The organism is Sphingomonas sp. M1-B02, assembly GCF_026167525.1.
GTDB lineage: Bacteria > Pseudomonadota > Alphaproteobacteria > Sphingomonadales > Sphingomonadaceae > Sphingomonas.
The window spans coordinates 2,310,635-2,332,639 of the sequence record NZ_CP110679.1 but is presented as its reverse complement, the minus strand read 5'-3'; the positions used below and the strand labels follow the sequence as shown (position 1 = coordinate 2,332,639).

At 64.8% G+C, this 22,005-nt stretch carries 19 protein-coding genes; 8 read left to right on the top strand and 11 right to left on the bottom strand.

Annotated elements, in window-relative coordinates:
- Positions 1–23: 23 nt before the first annotated feature.
- On the bottom strand, positions 24–1,319 hold the full coding sequence (locus tag OKW87_RS11185; protein WP_265539516.1) for an MFS transporter: 1,296 nt from the start codon (positions 1,317–1,319) through the stop codon (positions 24–26).
- Positions 1,320–1,326: 7 nt separating this feature from the next.
- The gene (locus OKW87_RS11180) at positions 1,327–2,262 is read right to left on the bottom strand and encodes a bifunctional 5,10-methylenetetrahydrofolate dehydrogenase/5,10-methenyltetrahydrofolate cyclohydrolase (RefSeq protein ID WP_265539515.1); all 936 of its coding nucleotides are present in this window, start codon (positions 2,260–2,262) and stop codon (positions 1,327–1,329) included.
- Between the two features lie 80 nt (positions 2,263–2,342).
- On the opposite strand from OKW87_RS11180, the gene OKW87_RS11175 reads away from it, so the two are divergent.
- The 5 genes from OKW87_RS11175 to OKW87_RS11155 are packed head-to-tail and all read left to right on the top strand — an operon-like array spanning position 2,343 to position 6,704.
- Positions 2,343–3,086, top strand: coding sequence for an alpha/beta fold hydrolase (locus tag OKW87_RS11175; protein ID WP_265539513.1), 744 nt, complete (start codon positions 2,343–2,345; stop codon positions 3,084–3,086).
- A complete protein-coding gene (gene desA, locus OKW87_RS11170) occupies positions 3,073–4,461 on the top strand; it encodes a syringate O-demethylase (RefSeq protein WP_265539512.1) in 1,389 nt (462 codons plus the stop codon). The genes OKW87_RS11175 and desA overlap by 14 nt, the downstream gene beginning before the upstream one ends.
- Before the next feature lie 29 nt (positions 4,462–4,490).
- Entirely contained in the window at positions 4,491–5,381 is an 891-nt protein-coding gene (locus tag OKW87_RS11165; protein ID WP_265539510.1) for a methylenetetrahydrofolate reductase, read from the top strand.
- Positions 5,381–5,845 (top strand): protocatechuate 4,5-dioxygenase subunit alpha, encoded by a 465-nt coding sequence (gene ligA, locus OKW87_RS11160; RefSeq protein ID WP_265539508.1) that lies wholly within the window; start codon positions 5,381–5,383, stop codon positions 5,843–5,845. The genes OKW87_RS11165 and ligA overlap by 1 nt, the downstream gene beginning before the upstream one ends.
- 1 nt (position 5,846) lies before the next feature.
- On the top strand, positions 5,847–6,704 hold the full coding sequence (locus tag OKW87_RS11155; RefSeq protein WP_265539506.1) for a class III extradiol dioxygenase subunit beta: 858 nt from the start codon (positions 5,847–5,849) through the stop codon (positions 6,702–6,704).
- Positions 6,705–6,964: 260 nt separating this feature from the next.
- Here OKW87_RS11155 and OKW87_RS11150 read toward each other — a convergent pair whose 3' ends face one another.
- The 4 genes from OKW87_RS11150 to OKW87_RS11135 all read right to left on the bottom strand — a co-directional run bounded on the left by OKW87_RS11150 (position 6,965) and on the right by OKW87_RS11135 (position 12,241).
- Positions 6,965–7,741, bottom strand: a complete 777-nt coding sequence (locus OKW87_RS11150) for a helix-turn-helix transcriptional regulator (RefSeq protein WP_265539504.1) — start codon at positions 7,739–7,741, stop codon at positions 6,965–6,967.
- Between the two features lie 24 nt (positions 7,742–7,765).
- On the bottom strand, positions 7,766–8,968 hold the full coding sequence (locus OKW87_RS11145) for an MFS transporter (RefSeq protein WP_265539503.1): 1,203 nt from the start codon (positions 8,966–8,968) through the stop codon (positions 7,766–7,768).
- Between the two features lie 35 nt (positions 8,969–9,003).
- Entirely contained in the window at positions 9,004–11,202 is a 2,199-nt protein-coding gene (locus OKW87_RS11140) for a TonB-dependent receptor (RefSeq protein WP_265539501.1), read from the bottom strand.
- Between the two features lie 136 nt (positions 11,203–11,338).
- Entirely contained in the window at positions 11,339–12,241 is a 903-nt protein-coding gene (locus OKW87_RS11135) for a 3-keto-5-aminohexanoate cleavage protein (RefSeq protein WP_265539499.1), read from the bottom strand.
- Between the two features lie 168 nt (positions 12,242–12,409).
- On the opposite strand from OKW87_RS11135, the gene OKW87_RS11130 reads away from it, so the two are divergent.
- Positions 12,410–13,303 (top strand): LysR family transcriptional regulator, encoded by an 894-nt coding sequence (locus tag OKW87_RS11130; protein WP_265539497.1) that lies wholly within the window; start codon positions 12,410–12,412, stop codon positions 13,301–13,303.
- Between the two features lie 149 nt (positions 13,304–13,452).
- Here the strand turns inward: OKW87_RS11130 and OKW87_RS11125 are convergent, their stop codons facing one another.
- Positions 13,453–14,775 carry a hypothetical protein gene (locus OKW87_RS11125; RefSeq protein WP_265539495.1) on the bottom strand — a complete coding sequence of 441 codons (1,323 nt, stop codon included), beginning with the start codon at positions 14,773–14,775 and terminating at the stop codon, positions 13,453–13,455.
- Between the two features lie 266 nt (positions 14,776–15,041).
- On the opposite strand from OKW87_RS11125, the gene OKW87_RS11120 reads away from it, so the two are divergent.
- Positions 15,042–16,547 carry a right-handed parallel beta-helix repeat-containing protein gene (locus tag OKW87_RS11120; RefSeq protein WP_265539493.1) on the top strand — a complete coding sequence of 502 codons (1,506 nt, stop codon included), beginning with the start codon at positions 15,042–15,044 and terminating at the stop codon, positions 16,545–16,547.
- A 78-nt stretch (positions 16,548–16,625) separates the two neighbouring features.
- Positions 16,626–17,624 (top strand): glycosyltransferase family 2 protein, encoded by a 999-nt coding sequence (locus tag OKW87_RS11115; RefSeq protein WP_265539490.1) that lies wholly within the window; start codon positions 16,626–16,628, stop codon positions 17,622–17,624.
- Here OKW87_RS11115 and OKW87_RS11110 read toward each other — a convergent pair.
- Genes OKW87_RS11110 through gmd form a run of 4 tightly spaced genes read right to left on the bottom strand, consistent with a single transcriptional unit; the run spans position 17,599 to position 21,973 of the window.
- Positions 17,599–18,516, bottom strand: coding sequence for a class I SAM-dependent methyltransferase (locus tag OKW87_RS11110; protein ID WP_265539488.1), 918 nt, complete (start codon positions 18,514–18,516; stop codon positions 17,599–17,601). The two genes, OKW87_RS11115 and OKW87_RS11110, sit on opposite strands and share 26 nt — an antisense overlap.
- A gap of 24 nt (positions 18,517–18,540) precedes the next feature.
- Entirely contained in the window at positions 18,541–20,061 is a 1,521-nt protein-coding gene (locus OKW87_RS11105) for an oligosaccharide flippase family protein (RefSeq protein ID WP_265539486.1), read from the bottom strand.
- On the bottom strand, positions 20,058–20,936 hold the full coding sequence (locus tag OKW87_RS11100) for a GDP-mannose 4,6-dehydratase (RefSeq protein WP_265539484.1): 879 nt from the start codon (positions 20,934–20,936) through the stop codon (positions 20,058–20,060). Before OKW87_RS11100 ends, OKW87_RS11105 begins: the two co-directional genes overlap by 4 nt.
- Entirely contained in the window at positions 20,936–21,973 is a 1,038-nt protein-coding gene (gene gmd, locus OKW87_RS11095; RefSeq protein WP_265539482.1) for a GDP-mannose 4,6-dehydratase, read from the bottom strand. Before gmd ends, OKW87_RS11100 begins: the two co-directional genes overlap by 1 nt.
- Positions 21,974–22,005: the final 32 nt, after the last annotated feature.

Below are 22,005 nucleotides of genomic sequence, written 5' to 3'. Positions count from 1 at the left end.
CGCGAGTGAATCGGGTGGCGCCATCAAATGGCGGGACGGCGGGCGAGAAGGACCAGCGCGGCGGCGCCGATCAGCGAGCCGAGCCCCATCGCGATGGCGACGATCGGCAAGCTCCAGCCCGCGGCGAACAGGAAACCGGCGACGATCGGACCCAGCGCGGCCCCGCCGCGACCGATGCCGATGACCGCCCCGACGCCACTGGCGCGCTGCTCGGCCGGGAAGCTGGCGGCGGTCAGCGCGTAGATGCCGATGATCACCGCATTGGTGCAGAAGCCAGCCAGCGCGGCGAACAAGGAAAGCTGCGAAAGATCGCTCGGGCTCTGGCCGAACAATGCGACCGCGCCGCTCGACAGGACCAGGAAGGCGATCGTCAGCTTACGCACGTCGACCACGGTCACCAGGGCGCTGAACAGCAAGGCGCCGGCGGCGCCGCCGACATTGGTCCACACCAGCACGCCGCCCGCAGACGAGGCCGGGAAGCCCATGTCGACCACCACCTTGGGGATCCATTTCACGAGAAAATAGAAGTTCAGGATATGCGCGAAATAAGCGAGGGTCAGCAGCATCGTCGTCCGCGCCAGCGGCCCGTGCCACAGCGACGCGCGCGGGGCGCGGACGGTGGCTGCCGCAGGCTCGAAGCGCCCCGAATGGCCCAGCCCGGCCATGATCCGCTCGACCTTCGCCAGATCGGCCGGGCGCCCGCGTGACAGCAGGAACTCGATCGATTCGGGCACCAGCCACCAGGCCAGCGGCAGGCAGGCGGCGGTCACCAGCGCGCCGAATTCGAACACCGCGCGCCAGTCGTGCGTCACCAGCAGGCTCGACGCGATCGACCCGCCGACGACGGCGCCGAGCGGATAGCCGCACGACATCAGGGCGACGGCCAGGTTGCGGCGTCGCGCGTTGGACGTCTCCGCCACCGTCGCGCTGATCGTCGCCAGCATCCCGCCGATGCCGATGCCGGTGAGGAAACGCCAGAGAGACAAGGCCTCGATCGACTGCGCCCGGCCCGCGAGCAGCATCCCCGCCGCCATCGCCGCCAGGCAGCCCAGCACGATCGGGCGGCGCCCGATTCGATCGGCGACCTGCCCGAGCAGGATCGAGCCGAGCGCCATGCCGATCAGCTCCATCGACAGGACGATGCCCAAAGCGGCGCGATCGATGCCCCATTCGCCGACGATGCCCGGCGCCGCGAAGCTGATCGAGAGCACGTCGAAACCATCGAGCGCGTTGAGGAATATGCACAGCGCGATCGTAGCGATCTGCCGCCAGTGAAGCGGGGCGTTCAACAGGGTCTCGCGCGCGTCCATCCTGGCCATCCTTCGCTCAGCCGACCGTCCGGTCGTCAGGCGCAGGCAAGACCAGATCGCGCGCCGCCTGCAAGGTGTTTGCGAGCAGGCAGGCGATCGTCATCGGTCCGACACCGCCGGGCACGGGCGTGACTGCGCGGGCATGGCCGAGTTCGGCGGTCACCACGTCGCCGACGATCCGGCTGCGACCGTCGGCTGTGGCGATTCGATTGATGCCGACGTCGATCACGACGGCTCCGGGTTTGATCCAGTCGCCGCGCACCAGCCCCGGGCTGCCCGCGGCGGCGACGACGATGTCCGCGCCCCGGACGATCTCCGGCAGGTTGCGCGTCAGGATATGGGTCACCGTGACGGTGCATTCGCGTTCGAGCAGCAGCAGCGCGACCGGCTTGCCGACGATGTTCGACTTGCCGATGACGACCGCCTTGAGCCCGCGGAAATCGTCGATAACCGTCTCGAGCAGCAGCATGCAGCCGAGCGGGGTGCAGGGGACGAGCCCGCCGGTGCCGGTCGAGAGCCGCCCGACATTCACCGGATGGAAGCCGTCGACATCCTTCGTCGGCGCGATCGCATCCAGCACCGCGGCCGCGTCGATCTGAGGGGGCAAGGGCAACTGCACGAGGATTCCGTGGACGGTTTCGTCCTGATTCAGCTGCTCGATCAGCGCCAGCAATTCGGCCTGGCCAGTCTCGGCGGCAAGTCGATGCTCGAACGACTCCATCCCGGCCCTGCGGGTCTGGGCGATCTTGCGGCGGACATAGATTTCGCTGGCCGGATCGCTGCCGACAAGCACGACGGCAAGCCCCGGCGTCATGCCGGTGGCGCGGACGAGATCCGCGACCTGGATCGCGACCCGGTCCACGAGGCCGGCGGCAAACGCAGTACCGTCGATCAGAGCGACCGGCGCCACGGCCGGGGGGCTTATGCGCGCTTCGACTTCGCTCCTCCCCACGGTCGTTGCTCCTTCGATTGCTTGCTCGCCTATACATTTCGTCTAGCGGCGAGCACGCACTTCGTCTATCTGAAGTTTTCATGAGTGCGAACACGCCACCCTCTCTGCTTCTGCTGCCCGGCCTCTGGTGCGACCGGACGATCTGGTCGCCGCAGCTTGATTCTTTGTCCGCTTTGGAGGTGCAGGTGGCCGACTATGGCGAGGCGCGCAGCCTGGCCGAGATGGCCGTGCGCGCGCTTGCGGGCGCGCCGCCTCGTTTCGCTCTGGCCGGTCATTCGATGGGCGCCCGAGTCGCACTGGAGGTCTTCCGCCAGGCACCCGAACGCGTCGAGCGCCTGGCCTTGCTCGATACCGGCATCCATCCCGTCTCGGCGGGCGAGGCCGCCAAGCGCCACGCCCAGCGCGATCTGGGCAGGTCGCGCGGGATCGAAGCGCTGATCGATGCGTGGCTGCTGCCGATGCTGCACCCCGCGCATCGCGACATGCCCGAAATCGTCGAGCCGCTGCGCGCGATGTGCCGGCGCGGCGGGCTTGCCATGTTCGAGGCGCATATCGAGGCGCTGCTGGGTCGTACCGATCCACGCGACCTGCTCCCCACCATCGCCGTGCCGACGCTCGTCGGCGTCGGGCGACAGGATGCATGGAGCCCCGTCGAGCAGCACCGCCAAATCGCCGCGGCGATCCCCGGCAGCATCCTCACCATATTCGAAGACAGCGGCCACATGGCGCCGGTCGAAGCGCCACAGGCGGTCACCGCCGCGCTCCGCCGCTGGCTAGAACCCGAAGAAGCAATCAACCGAGAGGACGAATATGAGCAATCTTGAACAGGTTCTGGGCCAGGCCGGCGACATCGTCGAACTGCTGCGCAACCAGCAGACCGGCCCCAATGCCTATCCCGGCGTGCCCGCCGAATATTCCAACTGGCGCGAGGAGCAATGGGCCTGGCAGCATAGCGCCGTGCTGTTCAACCAGAGCTACCACATGGTCGATCTGGCGATCCAGGGCCCCGATGCGTTCGCCTTGCTCAACTATCTGGGCGTGAACAGCTTCAAGGGCTTCACCGTCGACAAGGCCAAGCAGTGGGTGCCGGTCACGCCAGAGGGCTATGTCATCGGCGACGGCATCCTCTTCTATCTCGCCGAGAATTCGTTCAACCTGGTCGGCCGCGCGCCCTGCGCCGAATGGATCGAATATCATGTCGCCACCGGCGATTGGGACGTCACGCTCGAGCGCGACGAGCGCACCGCGATGCGCAGCGACGGCAAGCGCAAATCCTATCGCTTCCAGGTCCAGGGGCCCAATGCGTTCAAGGTGATGAACGACGCGGTCGGCGGCGAAGTGCCGGTGCTCAAATTCTTCAACATGACCACGCTCAAGATCGCCGGCAAGGACGTGCGCGCGCTGCGCCACGGCATGGCCGGGCAGCCGGGCTACGAGCTGTTCGGACCGTGGGAAGACTATAAGGCGGTTCACGCCGCATTGGTCGAGGCCGGCAAGCCGCATGACATGAAGCTGGTCGGCGGGCGGACCTATTCGTCGAACACGCTCGAATCGGGCTGGATCCCGTCGCCGCTGCCCGCGGTCTATACCGGCGAGAGCCTGAAGGCGTATCGCGAATGGCTGCCCGCGACGTCGTACGAAGCCAAGGCCTCGATCGGCGGCAGCTTCGTCGGCGCGAGCGTCGAGGATTATTATCTGACGCCGTGGGACCTGGGCTATGGCCCGTTCGTCAAGTTCGACCATGATTTCATCGGCCGCGAAGCGCTCGAGAAAATGGCCGAGGGTCCGCATCGCCGCAAGGTGACGCTCGCGCTCGACAATGAAGACGTGCTGCGGGTGATGAGCTCGATGTTCAGCAAGGGCGATCGCGCCAAGTTCATGGAATTCCCCTCGGCGGTCTATTCGATGCACCCCTATGATTGCGTGCTCGTCGATGGCCAGACGGTCGGGCTTTCGACCTGGATCGGCTATAGCTGGAACGAGGGCCGCATGCTGACCCTCGCGATGGTCGAAGAGAAGTTTGCCGAGCCGGGCACCGAAGTGACGCTGCTGTGGGGAGAGCCCGACGGCGGCACGCGCAAGCCCACGGTCGAGCGCCACGTCCAGACCGAGATCAAGGCCGTGGTCAGCCCGGTGCCTTATTCGGAAGTCGCGCGCGACGCCTATGCCGAGAGCTGGCGCACCAAGCAGCCCGCCTGAGCCCTTAACCCTCTGAAAAGGCCGTGATCATGATCGACGCACCGGTGCGCGCCATCAGCAAGACCTGCGCATTGATCGACCGCTGGTCGGTCGAGATCACGGCCAAGGACGCCGAACGCCTCGAAGAGGCGGCGGCATTGATCCCGCCGGGGACGAAGGTGCCGGTCACCTTCCTCCCCGGCGAGAGTTTCGAGGCGCGGGTGGCGACTGCAAGGCGCGTGAAGGAGCTCGGCTTCGTGCCGATCCCGCACATTTCCGCGCGGCGGCTGCATTCGGAGGCCGAGCTCCGCGACTTCCTCGCGGCGCTCCAGCGCGAGGTCGGCAACGATCACGCCTTCGTCGTCGCGGGCGATCCGCCCGAGCCGATGGGGCCTTACCCCGATGCGCTGGCGCTGATCCGCTCAGGCATGCTCGCCGAGCATGGCATCAAGCGCGTCGGCATTTCGGGCTATCCCGAGGGACATGCCGATATCGGCAACGACAAGATCTGGCAGGCGACGCGCGACAAGCGCGATTTGCTGCTCCAGGGCGGCCATGATTTCGCGATCGTCACCCAGTTCGGGTTCAACGCCGGGCCGATGCTCGATTGGGTCGAGCAGATGCGCGAGGCGGGGATCGATGCGACGATCCGGCTCGGCATTCCGGGGCCCGCCAGCGTAAAGCGGCTGCTGAGCTTCGCGGCGCGCTGCGGCGTCGGGGCTTCGGCTTCGGTAATGTCAAAGTACGGGTTGTCGGTGACGCGATTGCTGTCGAACGCCGGGCCGGACAAGTTGGTCGAGGAACTCGCCGCGCGCTTCGATCCGGCGCGGCATGGCGATGTCCTGCTCCATTTCTATCCGTTCGGCGGCCTGCGCGCGACCGCCGAATGGGTCCGCGATTTTCAGGCGAAGCATGGCTGCGCCCCACAAGGACAGAATTGATGGATATCGCCGCCTATCTCGACGAGCTCGAGGATATTCCGGGCACCCACGTCTTCACCGCGCGCCGCGCGCGCCAGGGCTATCATCTCAACCAATGCTGCATGAGCCTGATGCACGCCGAGAATCGCGATCGCTGGCGCGCCGACGAAGCCGCCTATCTGACCGACTGGAAGCTCAGCGACGATCAGCGCACCGCGCTGCTGGCGCGCGATTATGGCCGGCTGCTCGAACTGGGCGGCAACATCTATTTCCTCGCGAAGGTAATCGCCTCGGACGGGCAGAGCTTCGTCCAGGGCGTCTCGACCATGTCGGGCATGACGCTGGAAGCGTATCAGGCGATGATGGTTGCCGGCGGACGATCGCCCGAGGGCCTCAAGTCGAAGCGCGACCAGGCCGCGCTTGCCGCGGTCGCCGAGGCGGCGGGCGAGATCGCAAACAGCCCGATCAATCTGGGAGCGCATTGAGATGGCACGCATCACCGCAGGTGTCGGCACCAGCCACGTCCCCGCGATCGGCGCCGCGATCGATCATGGCAAGACCGGCGAGCCATATTGGCAGCCGGTCCTCGCGGGCTACGAATGGACCCGTATCTGGGAACGGGAAGTCGCGAAACCCGACGTCGTCATCCTGGTCTTCAACGATCATGCCTCGGCATTCGACATGCGGATCATCCCGACCTTCGCGATCGGCTGCGGCGAAAGCTTCAAGCCCGCCGACGAGGGCTGGGGCCCGCGCCCGGTGCCGGTGGTGGAAGGCCACCCCGATCTCGCCTGGCACATTGCCCAGAGCCTGATACTCGACGAATTCGACATGACGATCATCAACGAGATGGACGTCGATCACGGGCTGACCGTGCCGCTGTCGGTGGTGTTCGGGCAGGTGCCGGCCTGGCCGTGCAAGGTAATCCCGCTGGCAGTCAACGTCGTCACCTATCCGCCGCCCTCGGGCAACCGCTGCTGGGCGCTCGGCGAAGCGATCGCCCGCGCCGTCGCGAGCTATCCCGAGGATCTCAACGTCCAGGTGTGGGGCACCGGCGGGCTCAGCCACCAGCTCCAGGGCACGCGCGCCGGGCTGATCAACCGCGACTGGGACAATCGCTTCCTCGACCGCCTCGTCGGCGACAGCGACGAACTACGCCGGATCCCGCATCTCGAATATCTGCGCGAGACCGGATCGGAGGGGATCGAGATGGTGATGTGGCTGATCATGCGCGGCGCGATGGGCCGGACCACCCGCCAGCTGCATCGCCATTATCATGTGCCCGCCAGCAACACCGCCGTCGGACATATCGTCCTGGAGCCGGTGCCGACCGAAACCGGATGACCCCTCGCAAACGCCCCGCCTGCCGTCAGCCCGCCATCACCCGCTGATCGATTCCCCGAACGACGACGCCCTTCGCCCGCGCGCATCGCGACGCGGCTGCCGAAAGTCAGGAAGGGGGTCTGGGCCCGCCGCCGGCGATCATCTCGATCGCGCGGCATTCGGACGTCGCTCACCGCCACCAGCGTGCGGTCGCGCCCACCGCGCCTAAGGGTTGCGGGACGTGCCGACTTCCTCCGTCAAGCAGCGCGATTGGCGATGCCTCAATGCGCGAGAAGCGCGCAAAGCTCGTGCACGCTCGTGATCCCCAGACGCTGGTAGCTGCGCTTGCGATAGGTCATTACGCTGGTCTTCGCGATGCCGAGGTCGATCGCGGTCGCCTCGACCGACATGCCGACCGTCGCGCGCGCGCACACCTCCTGCTCGCGCCGGGTGAGGCTCGGGCAAAGCAGGTGCAGCCGGTCTTCGACATGCTGCGCGCTCGGCGACCGCGCCAGCGCGCGGCGGCGATTGAGCGGCAGCATCGGCAGCGCCAGCCGCGCGAGCCCGAGCAGCGCGTCGAGCTCGCCGTCGCTGAAGATGCCGGTCGAGCGATGGCGGGCGACGTTGATCACGCGCCAGGCATGCGCGCCGCGCTGGATGATCGAGACGCGCTCGACGATCCCGGCCTGATCGAAGAAGCGGCGGCGAAACTCGTCCGAGCCGATATCCTCGGGCCGGATCCGCTGGATCGCGATGTCGCTGACGCAGGGGGCGGCGCTGTAGGCATCGCAGACCGGATCGATATTATGATAATGCTGGCTGTAGGCCGGCAGCATCGCCTCGAGCCGCGGCTCGCAGAAGAAATATTGCAGGTCGCTATTCTCGCGCCCAGTCGCCTCGAACAGATAGATGCGCCGCGCGCCGCCGGTGACGGTCATCACCGCATCATGGATCGCCGGTCCGAACTGCTCGGTGCCCGTGGTTTGCAGCAAGCGTTCGTAGATCGCTCCCATCGAGACGGGCGCACGCCACTCCTCGATCTTGCGGATATAGGACACTAGGCTCTCCTGCCGCCCTGAGGCTCAAGGCCGGTCAGGTGCGATTCCCGGTCTCTTGAACACATTCATGGCCACCAGCGCAATCGCGGCCAGCAGCGCGGGCGCGGCAAAGGAGGCCAGGATCGTGGTCTCGGCGATGCCGGCCTGCAGCTGGAGCCCGATCAGCATCGGCGCGGCGACGGTGCCGATCCGGCCGATACTCTTGGCCCAGCCGATGCCGGTGGAACGCAATCGATAGGGATAGAAGCTCGCCAGGATGACGTTGACCCCGCCATAGGCGCCCAGCGCGAAGAAGCCGCACAGCGCCAGCATCGCCTGCAAGGCGAGCGCGGACGAGGTCCCGATGACCTGCGCGGTCGCCAGGAACAGTAGCGCGGAGATCAGCATGCAGCCGACGATAACTCGCGTTGCGCCGAAGCGATCTATCAGCAGTCCGACGCACAGCGCCGCGGCGATCCCGCCGAACGAGAAGATCGACAGCGCCAGCGCCGCGAACGACGCGTCATAGCCCAGCCGCACCAGCAGCACCGGCAGCCACGAGCTGAGGCAATAGCTGATCGTTAGCATCGAGATGAACACCAGCCACAGCATCAGGGTGCCGAGGCGATAGTGCGGCGACAGCAAGGTGAGGGGGTTGGGCTTGGTCTGGAGATCGTCGGCCGAGGCGTCGGGATCGACGACGTCGCGCAGGAAGACCAGGGCAACCAACGCGCTCGCCAGGCAGAGCAGCCCGATCGCCGCCATCGCCATCCGCCACCCGCCCAGGTCGACGAAGGCGACTGCGACCATGCCGGCCATCGTAGCACCCAGGCCATAGCCGGTGAACAAGGCCGTGATCGCGAGCCCACGCCGCTGCGGTGGCGCCGCCGCCGTCACCATCGCCAGGCAGCTGGGCAGGCAGCCGCCCAGGAAAATCCCGGTCACCAACCGCATCCAGAACAGGTCGCTGCCGCTCCCCGCCAGACCGGTCGCCGCCTGGGCGATGCCGAAGCCGGCAAGCGTCAGCCCGACCGTCCAGCGATCGCCGAAACGCGCAGCCACGGGAGGCAGCGCGATCAGGCCGATGCACTGGCCGATCAGATTGGCCGAGAAGATCGGCCCCAGCGCGGCGCTGTCGATCCCCAGCGCCGGCGCGAATTCCGGCGCGAGCGGGCCCATGATCGTATGGACCAGCCCGTCGAGGAAATAGACCAGCGCGCAAGTCGCGACGATGACGAGCGTCGACACTGGCGCGCTGGGGTTGGAGACGGGTCGCACCGGGATCAGAACGCTCCCGACAGGCGCACGCCGAAGGTGCGGGGCGCACGTAGCGTCACCGCGACGACGCCGTTGGCCGAATAAGACGGGTTGGGAGTCGCGTTGCTGATGACGACCTTGTCCTCGATATTGTTGACGAAGGCGCTGACGCTCAGCCCCCTGCCTTCGAGGCGATAGGTAAGCACCGCGTCGGTCCGCGTCGAGCTGCCCGCCTTGGTTTCGGGGATATAGCCGATATCGAGTTCGCGGGGCCCTTCATAGCGGCTGAAGAGATTGGCGACGATGCTGTCGCCCGAGGCGAGCGGGAAGCGCTGCTCGATCGAGCCGGCGAACACCCATTCGGGCGAGCGCAGCGCGCGAAGGCCGCTGCAATCGACGATAGTGCCGGTGATCCGGCATTGCGACGAGGCGGCGGGGGTGGCGATCGTATTATAGACCAGCTCGTTGACCCGGGCATCGAGCCACTGCGCCTGCAGGCCCAGCCTTGTGGTATCGGTCACCAGCAGTTCGGCTTCGAGCTCGACGCCCTTCGTGCGGACCTGGCCGATATTCTCGGTGACGAGCACCACCGCGGGCGGGATCAGCTTGACGTAGCCGAGCTGCTGGTCGCGATAATCGAGCAGGAACGCTTCGGCATTGAGCTGGAGGCGATTGTTGAAGAAGCGATTCTTCGTCCCGATCGTATAGGCCGTGACCTTTTCCGGATCATAGGTGTTGGCGCCCACCGGCCCCAGGAAGAAGCCGCCCGCCTTGAAGCCGGTCCCGACATTGGCATAGAGCAGCGACCGCGGCCCCGCATCGAATTCGACACCGGCGCGCCAGGTGACCGCGTCGAAGGTCAGCGATTGGTCGACGACGAACGCCGGCGGGCCGACCGGAACGACCGGGATCAGCGGATCGGGGCCGGGCACGTTGCGCACCGTGTAGCGCTCGCTGTCGCTGGTCTTGCGCTCCCAGGTGTAGCGGAGGCCGCCGGTCAGGCGCAGTTCAGGCGTGACCGCGAAGGTCAGCTGGCCGAAGCCGGCCGCGGTTTCGCCCGACGTGTTGATCAGCTGATCGCTATAGGTCCGCGCCGCAGCACTTTCGGTGTTCGAACGGGCCGTGGCGCTGGTGTTGAGATAATAAGCGCCGAGCAGCCAGCCGAACCGGTTGCCGGAGGGCGAGGCGAACCGCGCTTCCATCGAGAGCTGCTCGGGCTGCTGCTCCTCGAGGATCTGGAAGCCGGCCTGGGTGCTGTTGTAGCGGATGTCCGACTTTCGATAGGCCGGGATCAGCGTCAGGGTGCCTAGATCCGTCTTGACGTCCAGATTCGCGAGGATGCCGTAATAATGGCTGTCGATGAACTGCCGCTCGCTCTGCGGAGCGACGGGCGCATAGGCCGCGTCCTGATCCGACAGGCTGGTCCAGGGATCGCCATAGAAGCAATTCTCGGTCCCGCAGCGCTTGAGCACGGTGGCGCCGCCGCCGCGTCCGCCCTGGTGGGTATAGTCGCCGACGATGTCGAGCGTGACTGCGCTCGAAGGCTCGAACCGGTAGGAAAGCCGTGCCGCCTGGCCGACTTCGTCTTCGGTGCCGTCGGAGAAATAGCCTTGGCGATTGAGAACCTGAAATGCGCCGCGCAGCGCGCTGCGCTCGCCGAGCGCCACGTTGACCGCGCCGGACGCCGCGACGCGCTGGTAATTGCCGACCTCGAGGTTGAGCAGCGCCCCGGTCTCGCCGATCAGCGCGCGCTGGGGCAGGATGTTGATCGCTCCGCCGGTCGCGTTGCGGCCATAGAGCGTGCCCTGCGGTCCCTTCAGGACCTCCACACGCTCGAGATCGTAGAAGAGGCCCTGCACCGCGGTCGGCGTGGCAAGGTACACGCCGGCCATATTGACCGCGATAGCCGGGTCCGAGAAGGCGTTGCCGCCGAAATTGCTGACGCTGCGGATCGTGAAGACCGTATAGGGTCCGGCTGCAGGCGATACCTGCAGCGCCGGCGCCACCTGGGTGAGCTCCGCCGCGGTCGTGACGCCGCGGGTCGCTAGTGCTTCGCCCGAGACGGCCGTCACCGACACGGCGGCGCGCTGCAGGTTCTCCTCGCGCCGCTGCGCGGTGACGACGATGTCCTCGAGCTCGACCGGATCGTCCTGCGACGCACCGGCTGTGGGGGGCACGGCCGTGCCGCCCGCCGCATCCTGGGCATGTGCCAATGCGGGTGCCATGCTCAGCAAGGCAGTTCCTGTCAGCAGCGTCAAAAGCCGGTTCGACATATGCTCTCCTATCGTGTTTCTATTTTCTTTGTGTCTTACCGGCTCCGACGAGCCCGTTCTGTCCCTCACGCGAAGGACAGTGAAGCCGTCAGGATTTCAGGCCGAACCGCGCCCGTGCCTCCTCGACCGTGGCCGGCTTGGCACCATAGATCTTCGCGATCTCGACGGCGGCACGCACCATGTCGACATTGTCGCGCGCGACCGATCCGTCGGGCAGATGGATGCTGTCTTCCAGGCCGACGCGGACCAGATCGCAGTCCATCGCCAGGCCCAGCGTCACGAAGCGGAACATGTCGCGCCCGGTCGCGGTGACGCCGACGATCGCCTTGGGGAACAGCCGAAGGCCTTCGTCGATCGAGAAGATGACGTTGCGCGCGATCGCGGGGGTGGCGCCGAAGCCGCCGCCGTGGAGCAGCCACATATTGTCGCGGTCGCGATCGAAAATGCCTTCATTGGCGTAGCGCAGCAGCCGGTGCAGCGCGCTTGCCTCGACGACTTCATATTCGAGCGCCGAGCCGCGCGCATAAACTGCCTTGATCGTGCTCTTCAGCAGCTCGGGCGAGTTCACATAGGGCGTCTCGCCGGGATAGTTGCCGCCCGGATTGTAGAAATCGGCCGATCCGGCTGCGATGCCGAAAAGATCCTGCGGCGGATCGATTTGGAGGATGCCCAGCCGCTCTTCGTCCGACGGCCAGTGTAGCTGGCCCGTCGCCGGATCGCGGCGCACGCCGATGCCGTTGGTCGTCTGGACGAGGATCGGCGAGCGCGCGCGAATCTCGCGAATCGCCTCGGCATAGATCGCCTTGTCGCCGCTATTGGCGCCATCGGGCCCCCGCGCATGGAAATGGACCATCGATGCGCCGGCTTCGTAGCAGCGCGCCGCCGCCTCGCCGATCTCGGCGGGCTGCTTCGGCACGACTGCGCCATCGCGATCCTGCTGCATGCCGCCGTTGATGGCGACGGTGATGATGACTTTGTTATCGGCTAGCATTCACGTCTCTCCCGGGTTTGGTTCCGCGCTAGCCCAAGGCGCTTCGACCGTCTGTCCTCTCCGTAAGGGACAGGAGCTGCCCGAGGCCGCGGGATGGGAACGATGGAAATTACGTCTCAACAAATATAGAGAGTTATCCAGCTCATCCTTCACAAATGGAAATGATGCATGCGGCTCGATCAATTCGATCTCAACCTGCTGATCGCCTTCGACGTATTGATCGAGGAACGGGGCGTCACGCGCGCCGCCGCGCGGCTGAATCTCACCCAGTCGGCGATGAGCGCGGCGCTGAAGCGGCTGCGGGAGGCCTTTTCCGACGAAATCCTGGTCCAGCATGGCAAGCGGATGGTGCCGACGCCCGGCGCCTTGTCGCTCGCGCCGCATGTCGCCGCGGCGGTGATGAACCTGCGCGGCATCCTGGCAAGCGGCATGCGCTTCGAACCCGCGCAATCGCGCCGCCGTTTCCGCATTGTAGCGTCCGATTATATCACGACGGTTCTGATCGGCCCCGCGCTCCGGTCGCTCCAGCGCGAGGCGCCCAACGTCCAGATCGAGATCACGTTGCCGACATCGGATATCCTCGAGCAGCTCGATCATGGCGAGATCGATCTGCTCATCTCTCCCGAGCAGTTCCTGAGCCCCGATCATCCGCGTGAGCTTGTGTTCGAGGAACGGCATGTGGTCGTCGGCTGTGCCAACAACCCGGCGCTGCAGCGGCCGCTCGACGCCCAGACTTTCTACGACAGCGGGCATGTCGTCGTCAGCGTTTCGCGCGACGGGACGTTCATCGACAATTTCCTGCGGGGCCAAAGCGAGCAACGCCGGATCGAAGTGATCTGTGCGGCCTTCACCCAGGTCCCCTGGATGTTGCCAGGTACCACCCGCGTCGCGCTGATGCATGAGCGTCTCGCGCGCGAGCTGGCGCCGCAGCTCGCGCTTGCTGTCCATGAGCCTCCGTTCCCGCTTCCGGTCATGCGCGAGATGATGCAGTTCCACAGCGCGCGCGCCACGGACCGCGGGCTCGCCTGGCTTCGCGAGCATTTGATTGCCACCGCGATCTGAAGCGGCTGCGACGCGCCGTCGATCGGCTCGGCCACGGTCCCGCGCCGGCGCGATTGCCGTCGAAACCAGCGATCAACGCGGCCTGCCTTTCCAGCGATGCCCTAGACGACGATCTAGTCGGGCGAGGATATCCGCCACTTTACGTCGAATCAGGCCTGGGCTGGCGCGCCGGGAGGATGCCATGTGGCCCCACATGCCTCTGCGATCCGGCGTGGGAGATCCGCCAGCGCAAAGCGCTCGCTCGCTTCATCGACACCCGTGTCAATGAAATAGCCAACCCCGTCATGTTCGCCGTTCTTGATGGCGACGAAACTAACTGAATCGCGAAGGCCGCCGCGAGAGCTGTTGCCGACGCGATAAGTGAAGTCCGTGGGGATATCGTGCGGCCACGAGAGCATTACGAACAGGCTGTCGCCGCGATTGTCGACGCTGAACAGCCGCTCGCCCGATTCGCCCACGCATTGTGCAAGCCGAGCCTCGGCACGCAAAGCCTCGTCGGCGTCGCGGCAATAGATCAGGAAATCGCGCGACATGCGCGGTTCGACGCGCTCGAACGGGACGTCATGCGTCTTCAGGAAGCTCTCATGATCCCTGATCCGCCAATAGAAGGTCGTCGTGCCGTGCGGGTTCTGGTGCAGTCCGGTCGCCATCAGGATGCGCGATTGCGGAAAGGCGGCGATTATCTGCGCGACAGTGCGGTCGTAGAGCGAATAGACTTCCAGGACCGGATCGCGGTCGGCGGCGACATACCAGTCGGGGTTGCGGCCCTCGCCCTCATAGACTTTTGAATTAAACAGATAGTGATGCTGAATATGCGCGCCGGCGTTGAGGAACAGCGACGCGAATTGTGGCCGCGACTTGGCGACCGACCGGATGAATACGTCGGCGAGCAGCGTGTCGAGGAACATCGCCTTCGCCCATTTGTCGCCTTTCGCGGCCGCCGCGACCAGCGCCACGTAGCGCGTATAATTGGCGGGGCGCGCATAGGCGAGGAGGCCTAGAATTAGGTCCACCGCCGAGCGCGCGGTAATCCGGCCGGTCGCGTTGTCATTCACCGCCTGCGCGATCGGCGCGTAGAGGCGCTTTAGCATGTTAGGGCCCGACACCTTGGCCGCGGTCCAGGGATCTGGCACGAAAAAGGCGGGATCGACGCAGCGGTTCGACGCGTTCATCGGACTGATCGCGCCGACCGAGAGCCCCTGCGCCTCCAGCACTTCCCAGATCTGGACGATGTCGTCATGCGCTAGGATGTCGCCGAGGCGGAACACGCCATGGTCGGCGAGCGACAGGCCCGAATGCGCGGTCACCCACTGGATCCACGGCTCAAGCTCGTCATATTCGCGCTCGGAGGTCGTCTCTGAAACCCCATGCTTCGCGATCAGCGCACCCAGCGTCGGCAAGAAGCCCATTGCGACATAGCGTCGCACATCGTCGAAGTTGATCTCGTTCAGTTCCAACAGAAGCACGCTCACTGTTAATCCCTCATCATTTGCAGGCCCGAACGGGTCGTGGCGCGATCATATCGGCCCGCTTTATCCGAGCAGCCGCGCAAATGCACTTGCCTGCGCAGGCGCACGTGACTGCTCCTGCCCAAACTGCCGTATGCGGGTGCGAAAACGGCATCAGAGCAGAACGAAACTGCACTCATCCAGCGTGTCCCGGGAGCGCTTTTATATCATGCTGCGTTCACTTTCGACATTCCAAGCTTGAAGCGATTCAGCAATGAAGGACACCGATCATGGCTTCACCCGCATCCCTGCCTCCGATCGATCGGCGCCGGCGGGGCCTCCTTTTCGGGATGGCGGCGGCAGCCGGGGGCGGCGTAGCGATCGGAGTCGCGCCACGATTGTTCGCGCGGGATCCCGATGACGCGATCTCGCTGCCGACGTTTCGCAGGAGCGGGGATCCCGACGACACGGCGAGCCTGTTCCGCGCAGCGGAACGTGGGCTCCCGATTCACGCCCCCGCGGGCGGGGGAAGCGGACCAGGCGGGCGCTACCTCGTCGCGACGACGGCCGAGGATCTGTTGCCGTCGGGCTTCAGGCTTTTCGGCGACGGGATGGAGAGGACGATCTTCTCCCGCTCATATGCGAGGTCCGCGCCTTTCATCCTGCACGCCGACAGCGGCTCGGCGGACACGCGCAAGAATCTGACCGGAATTCACATTCGCGACCTGACCTTCGAAGACGATGTCGCGAAGCGCGGTTTCAGCCAGTTCAATTATCTTGTCATGCTGAGCGGCGTTTCCGGGGCAGTGATCGAGCGCGTGGCATTTCGGGGGTTCCGGGGCGACGGGCTCTATATCGGATCGTCGACGATCCGCGCGCACGAGCGCCACAATCGCAATGTCCTGGTCACCGATTGTCTGTTCGACGGCGTCAATGCGAACAATCGCAACGCGATCTCGGTGCTCGATTGCGACGGTCTGGTGATCGAAAAATCGCGCTTTCTCAACACGACTCGCAACGGCGATGGCGGCGTGAGCGAGGCAGATCCCATGAACGCGCTGACGGGCGCCCCCATGCCGGGATCGATCGACTTCGAGCCCGACGAGCCCTTCGCGATCATCCGCAACGTCACGGTACGGGACAATCACTTTAAGGGCGGCGGCGGGTTTGCTGTGGCGCTGACCCTTCTATCCAACATGTATGTGCGGGTGCCGATTCAGGGCTTCACCATCACCGGCAACGTGATCGAAGGGCGCCATGGAGGCTTTTCCGCCAATGGCTTCGGCGGGGACGAGGCCCTGACCAACGACCGGCCCTATGACGTGAAAATCGCGAACAATAGCGTCAGTAACTGCGCGAAGCCCTTCATCCTCCACGGGATGCGCGGCCTCACGCTGACGTCGAACCGCTTCGCCGACTGCGAGGAAGCGGCGGAGCTGGGCTACACGACCGCAAGCGCGAACGTGACGCTCGAAGACAACAGCTTTACCCGGATCGGCTATGCCCGCGCCGGGTACGGCTTGTGGGTGCGGTCGGTGCGGGGGCTCAAGCTCGTAGACAATCGCTTTGTCGATTGCGGCCTTGCAACGGGCAAGTTCGGCGTCGCGCTCGCCTTCGTGAACGGCGACATGCGCGACATTGAATTGACGGCGAACCGCTTCTCGGCGCCCGGCGGACGAACCAAGGAGGCCGTGAGCATCTTCCGCGATGCGCGTTTGGACCGCTCGACGGTGCGCGCTTCCAGCAACCTCGTACGCCTTCCCTCCGCGCCGGCCGCACCCGCGCTCGGCTTCTGACGCTCTTGTGCCGACCTGTCGACCGGGGGTAGGCGCTCGACCGGCGCTAACGCCTGGGGGAATATCGTGTCGGGGGCTATGCTGATCTTCTTGCCGGTGCGGAACGGCGCCGACTATATCGAGGAGGCGATCCGCAGCGTCCTCGATCAGAACGATCCCGATTGGCGGCTGATCGTGCTCGAAAATGGCAGCACCGACGCGACTGTGTCGATCGTCCGCTCGCTCGCCGACGAACGTGTCGAGTTGCTCCCCGCCGACCGATCGCTTGACATCGTAGAGAACTGGCAGCGCATCCGCGACTGGCTCGATGCCAACGATGTGCGCGACCAACTGGTGACCACGATCGGGCACGATGATCGCCTGAACCCGGATTTCGTCGCAGAGATGCGGTGGCTCGCCGAGACGAATCCCGATGCCACCCTCTACCAATCGGCGTTCGACCTCATCGATTCAGTGGGGAAGCGCATCCGGGCGTGCAAACCGGTGCCGGCGAGCGAGACCTGGCGCGAACTCGCCGCGGCGCTCTGCTGGGGGATTCGTGATTCGTACGGCACGGGCTATGTCTTCCGTGGCCGGGACTATCGCGCGGTTGGCGGCTTCCCGGACTTTCCCAAGCTTCTCTACGCGGACCATATCCTGTTCGTCCGCCTCAGCCGGCTCGGCCGCAAAGCCGCGACCCCCGCAGTGTTGTGCCACTATCGACTGCATACCGGCAGCACCTCGAGCAGCCTGTCGAGCGCCACGCTGAACGCTTATGTCGAAGGGCTTGATCGCTTCGTGGAGGTGATCGCTAGCGAGATGGAGGAATTCGTGCGCAGCGTTCAGGGCCGCGATGCGCTGAGCTGCCTCATCGGCCGCGAAATCGCGCATCTTGGCCGGCCCGTTGTACGCCCGCTCCTGACGCCAGCGACTCGCGAAAGGATGGCGCGATTGCACGCGCAGTTTGCCATTCTCTCGCCAGACGTACCACCGGAAGGCTGGATCAGTCGGAGTGGGTCACGCTGGATCCGCCCAATCGAACGCCTCGTCGACGCTGCGGCGGTCGCGCGCCTCAGGTGGCGTGAGCGGCGCCGCTGAGCGCCGATGAGGCGGCCGATTTCTGCAGCGTGACCGTATAGGACGCGCCATCCAGTGCGTCGGGCCGGCGAAACCGCTTCTTGAGCCGCGGCGCGAGGAAGGGCGGCACTAAGCGACGAGCGACCGGAATGTGCCGCAACACGCGGTGTACTTGCCACCACCAGGCATGATCGTCCTCGACGACGCCGCGCACATCGTCGGTCGTGGCCTCCAGCATCTTCATGCCATGGCGCTCGCCGATCGATTTCACGACCGAGATCGGAAGCAGGTACAGATGGCGAGGCGCATCGAGATGGAACCAGCGCTGGCCGAAGATACGAAATTGCGCGCTTTGCGGGTTGGGCGCCGAGACCAGCAGGATGCCGCCGGGAGCCAGCGCCTCCATTGCTTCTGCCAAGACTTCCCATGGGCGGGGAAGGTGCTCGATGCTGTGCCACAGGGCGATCGCATCGAACGTCCGGCCTTCGGTACGCAAGCCGCGTAGCGCGGTTGCCGGATCGGCGGTCTGGATCGCGTCGATGCCGACCAATCGCATAAGATCGACGCAGCTCTGGTTCTGCTCGAGCGTCGACACCTGATAGCCAGCCTTGTGCGCTTGGTATGCCGCCTTGCCGATCCAGGGGCCAATCTCGAGGTAGCGGCCCGCTGGTTTCAGTCGCCGGATGGCATCGATCTTGTATGCGTCCTCCCCGGAAAGCCGTGCCAGCCCGGCTTCGTCGTTCGGAATAGGATCGTAACCGCCTTCATAATAACGGCCGAGATCCTCCGGGATGCGATCGATGAAAACCAGGCCGTTCTTTGCCTCGTAATAGTCGAAATCGCCAGCCTTCCCCCGATTATCATGGGCGGTGAACAGGAATTTGGCGGGGGACTGTTCCATCGGATCGAGCATGTCAGATTTTCCGTGCGGTTTGGATCAAAGCATCTTTTGGCGGCTGGCATCGCGCCATCGTGAGTTGCGAAGAAATTGCAAGGCGAATCCCCGCAGCGGGGCGGATGCCCATACGATCGCTAAAGTAGCAATGCCGCCGGCCACCGTAGCCAAGGCCACTGCGACGAGCGGGGTCGTGCCGCCCGTGGCTAGTCGCGTGGCCCCGACGATGCCTGCGCCCAGCAGGATAGGCAGCATGACGTCCTGTAGATACCAACGCCCTCGTTCGCCAGCCAGCAGGCGACGGTGCATAATCGTGATCTCAAACAGCAGATAGCCGGCCATAAGAATGAGCCATGCCAGAGCGGCGCCGATCGCACCGAAAAAATGAACCATGACGAACAGCAGCGGAATGTAGATCGCGATCGCGATTAGGTTCTTGTAGATCGAGAGCCTAGTCCAGCCAAAGGCGAGCTGGAGCGCGTACGGCATCATCATGATCGCGAAGATTGTGTTGGCAATGGCGAAGATCGTGACGAGGAGCGTGATCCGCGCTGCCGTTCCCGCATTGTGGAGGTAAAGCTGAAGCAGCTCCGGCGCGAATAAGGCCAGGACTGCGCCTGCGGGTACGATCGCCGCGGCCATCAGTTGACAGCATTTGTGATAGAAAGCGGTGATCTCCCGTTCGTCGCCGAGCGCGACCACATGCGAAAGCGAAGGAAATAGCGCGCCATGGATGGCGAGGCCCACGGTTGCGAGCACGTTTCCGATCGTGAACGCCAAGGTATAATAGCCGAAATCGGTAAGCGATAAGGTTGCGCTCAGCACGAGCTTGTCGAGCTGCATCAATATGACCGACAATATCGTTACGATGAAAATGCCCGCGGAGAAGCGGTAGATCGCGCGGAGCGCGGACAGCTCGAACGCGGCGCGGTGGCCACGCAGCCGCAACTTGCGCCAGGTGACGAATATCAGCAGTGCGACCTGGATTGCAGCGGCGAAGATCTGCCAAGCAAAAAAAGCTGTCACGCTCGGCGAGACCTGCCAAAGGATGAGGACCGCCCCGGCCCCCGCCAGGGTAGCTACGCCGGCCATGATCAGATTCAGGGCTACATGCTCGCGCAGCCCCATTAGCACGCCCATGTAGAGCGCGCTTGGCCAACGCAGCAGCGCCACGAGGGCCATCAACTGTACGGCCGTCGTGGCGGTCTCGACGGGGAGTTGCGACACTTCGAGCCAGCGATGCGTGACGAAGTCGGCGCCAAGATAGATCATGAGGGCGATAATGCCGCCGACGACCCAGTAGACCAGCTCCAGCGTACGCGTAAGGTTGCGGGAACGCGCAATATCGCCCGCGGCATCAAGCCGAACCAATTCGCGGTTGACCGCAAGGCTGAGCCCCATGTCGAGGATGCTGAAAATCGCGAGCATCGTCGCGAAGAACCCGACAAGGCCATAGGCCTCTACGCCCATAAAGCGCACATATAAGGGGATGAACGCAAAGTTCATCAGCAATGTCCAGAGCCGGCCCCCGACATTCGCGACTACGTTATGTGCCGTCTTCATGCAGAATCACGTGACGCTCGCTGGTGGCGCTCGGGCTCGTCGCACATCCAGGTCAGCGTCTCGGCGAGGCTGTGGTGGCGCCACTCGGGAAGAGCGGCGCGAAGCCGAGCGGGGTCGCCGCCCAGCACCGCTACGTCGTTGGTGCGAACGAATGCAGGATTGACGCGTACCTGGATGGCGTGACCGGTGATTTCAGACAGCGTTCCGATCACCTCGTCGATCGAATGCACGGCGGCTGTCGCGATATTTACCAAAGCCGGCACACTCTCAGCCAGCGCGATGCCGGCATAGGCACGCGCGACCGAACGCACGTCACCGAACTCGCGTTTCACCCAGGTGTTGCCGAGCTCGATCACCGCAGCGCGACGGCGAAAATGGTCGACGATCTTCGGGATCAGATACTGCGGCTCTTGGCCGACGCCCGTGTAATTGAACGGCCGCGTGACGACGATGTCGAGCCGGTCGCGCCATTGTGCCGCGCCGAGCTCCATCGACAACTTGCTGACCGCATAATGATTGGCCGGATGAGTCGGCGCGGTTTCCGCGATCAACCCCTCAACGCCGGGACCATAGACCTGCGCACTGCTAGCCAGGATACACCGTGCGCCCGGGCGCTTGCGCGCGACGGCATCGAGCAAGTGAAACGTGCCGAGCTGGTTTACCGTGTAAAAGCCCTCCCAATCTTCCGCGGCCACGAAAGCCAGCGCGGCCAGATGGATCAGGCTATCGAAATCGGTCTCCGCCACCGCCCGGTCGATTGCCGCTTTGTCCGTAAGCTCCGCATCGAGCGGGACACATTTGGCTCCGGCCTCGGCCAGTGCCTGCGCGACGTAGCGCCCGGTGAAGCCATTGGCTCCGGTGAGCGCGACACGCATTAGAACGACCAGCCCGCGCGGTTCCGGCGCATATCGGCTTCGACCATGATGCGGGCGAGCTCCTCGAGCTTCACGGTGGGCTCCCAGCCCAGTTCCCGCGTCGCCTTGGCGGGATCGCCGATCAGTTCATCCACTTCGGCGGGGCGATAGAAAGCCGGGTTGACCCTGACGAGGGTCTTGCCCGTCTGACGATCGACGCCGACCTCTTCTTCGTCCTGTCCGCGCCAGTCGAGTGCAATGCCGACTTCGCCGAAGGCCAGTTCAACGAAATAGCGCACCGTCTCGGTACGATTGGTCGCCAGCACGAAGGTGTCGGCCGTGTGATGCTGCAGCATCAGCCGCATGCCCTCGACATAATCCCGCGCAAAGCCCCAGTCGCGCTTGGCGTTGAGGTTGCCGAGCTCAAGCGTATCGGCTCTGCCGAGCGCGATCTTGGCGACGGTATCGGTAATCTTTCGCGTCACGAATTCACGCCCACGCAACGGTGACTCGTGGTTGAAAAGGATGCCGCTCGCCCCGAAGATGCCGAAGCTTTCGCGATAGTTGACCGTCAGCCAATGCGCATAGAGCTTGGCGACACCGTAGGGGCTTCGCGGATAGAATGACGTTTGCTCGATCTGCGGAACGGTCTGCACCTTGCCGAACATTTCCGACGTCGAGGCTTGATAGAAGCGGACGTCGCGATTGACGGTGCGAATCGCCTCGAGAAGGTAGGCGGCGCCCATTCCCGTGATCATCCCGGTCGCGATCGGCTGATCGAACGATACTCCGACGAAGCTCTGCGCGGCGAGATTATAGACCTCGGTCGCCTCGGACGTTTCGATCAGGCGGATCGCAGATCCCATGTCGGTGAGATCATATTCGACAAGCTTGAGATTGGGATGCTCGCTGATGCCAAGCTCGTCGATGCGCCAGAAATTGACCGAGCTGGTCCGGCGATACGTGCCATAGACGATGTAGCCACGATTCAGCAGGTTCTCAGCAAGATAGGCGCCATCTTGGCCGCTGATGCCAGTGACAATGACAGTCTTGGTCATGCTATTCCTTGGTTCCCCGCTTTCCCCAAGCG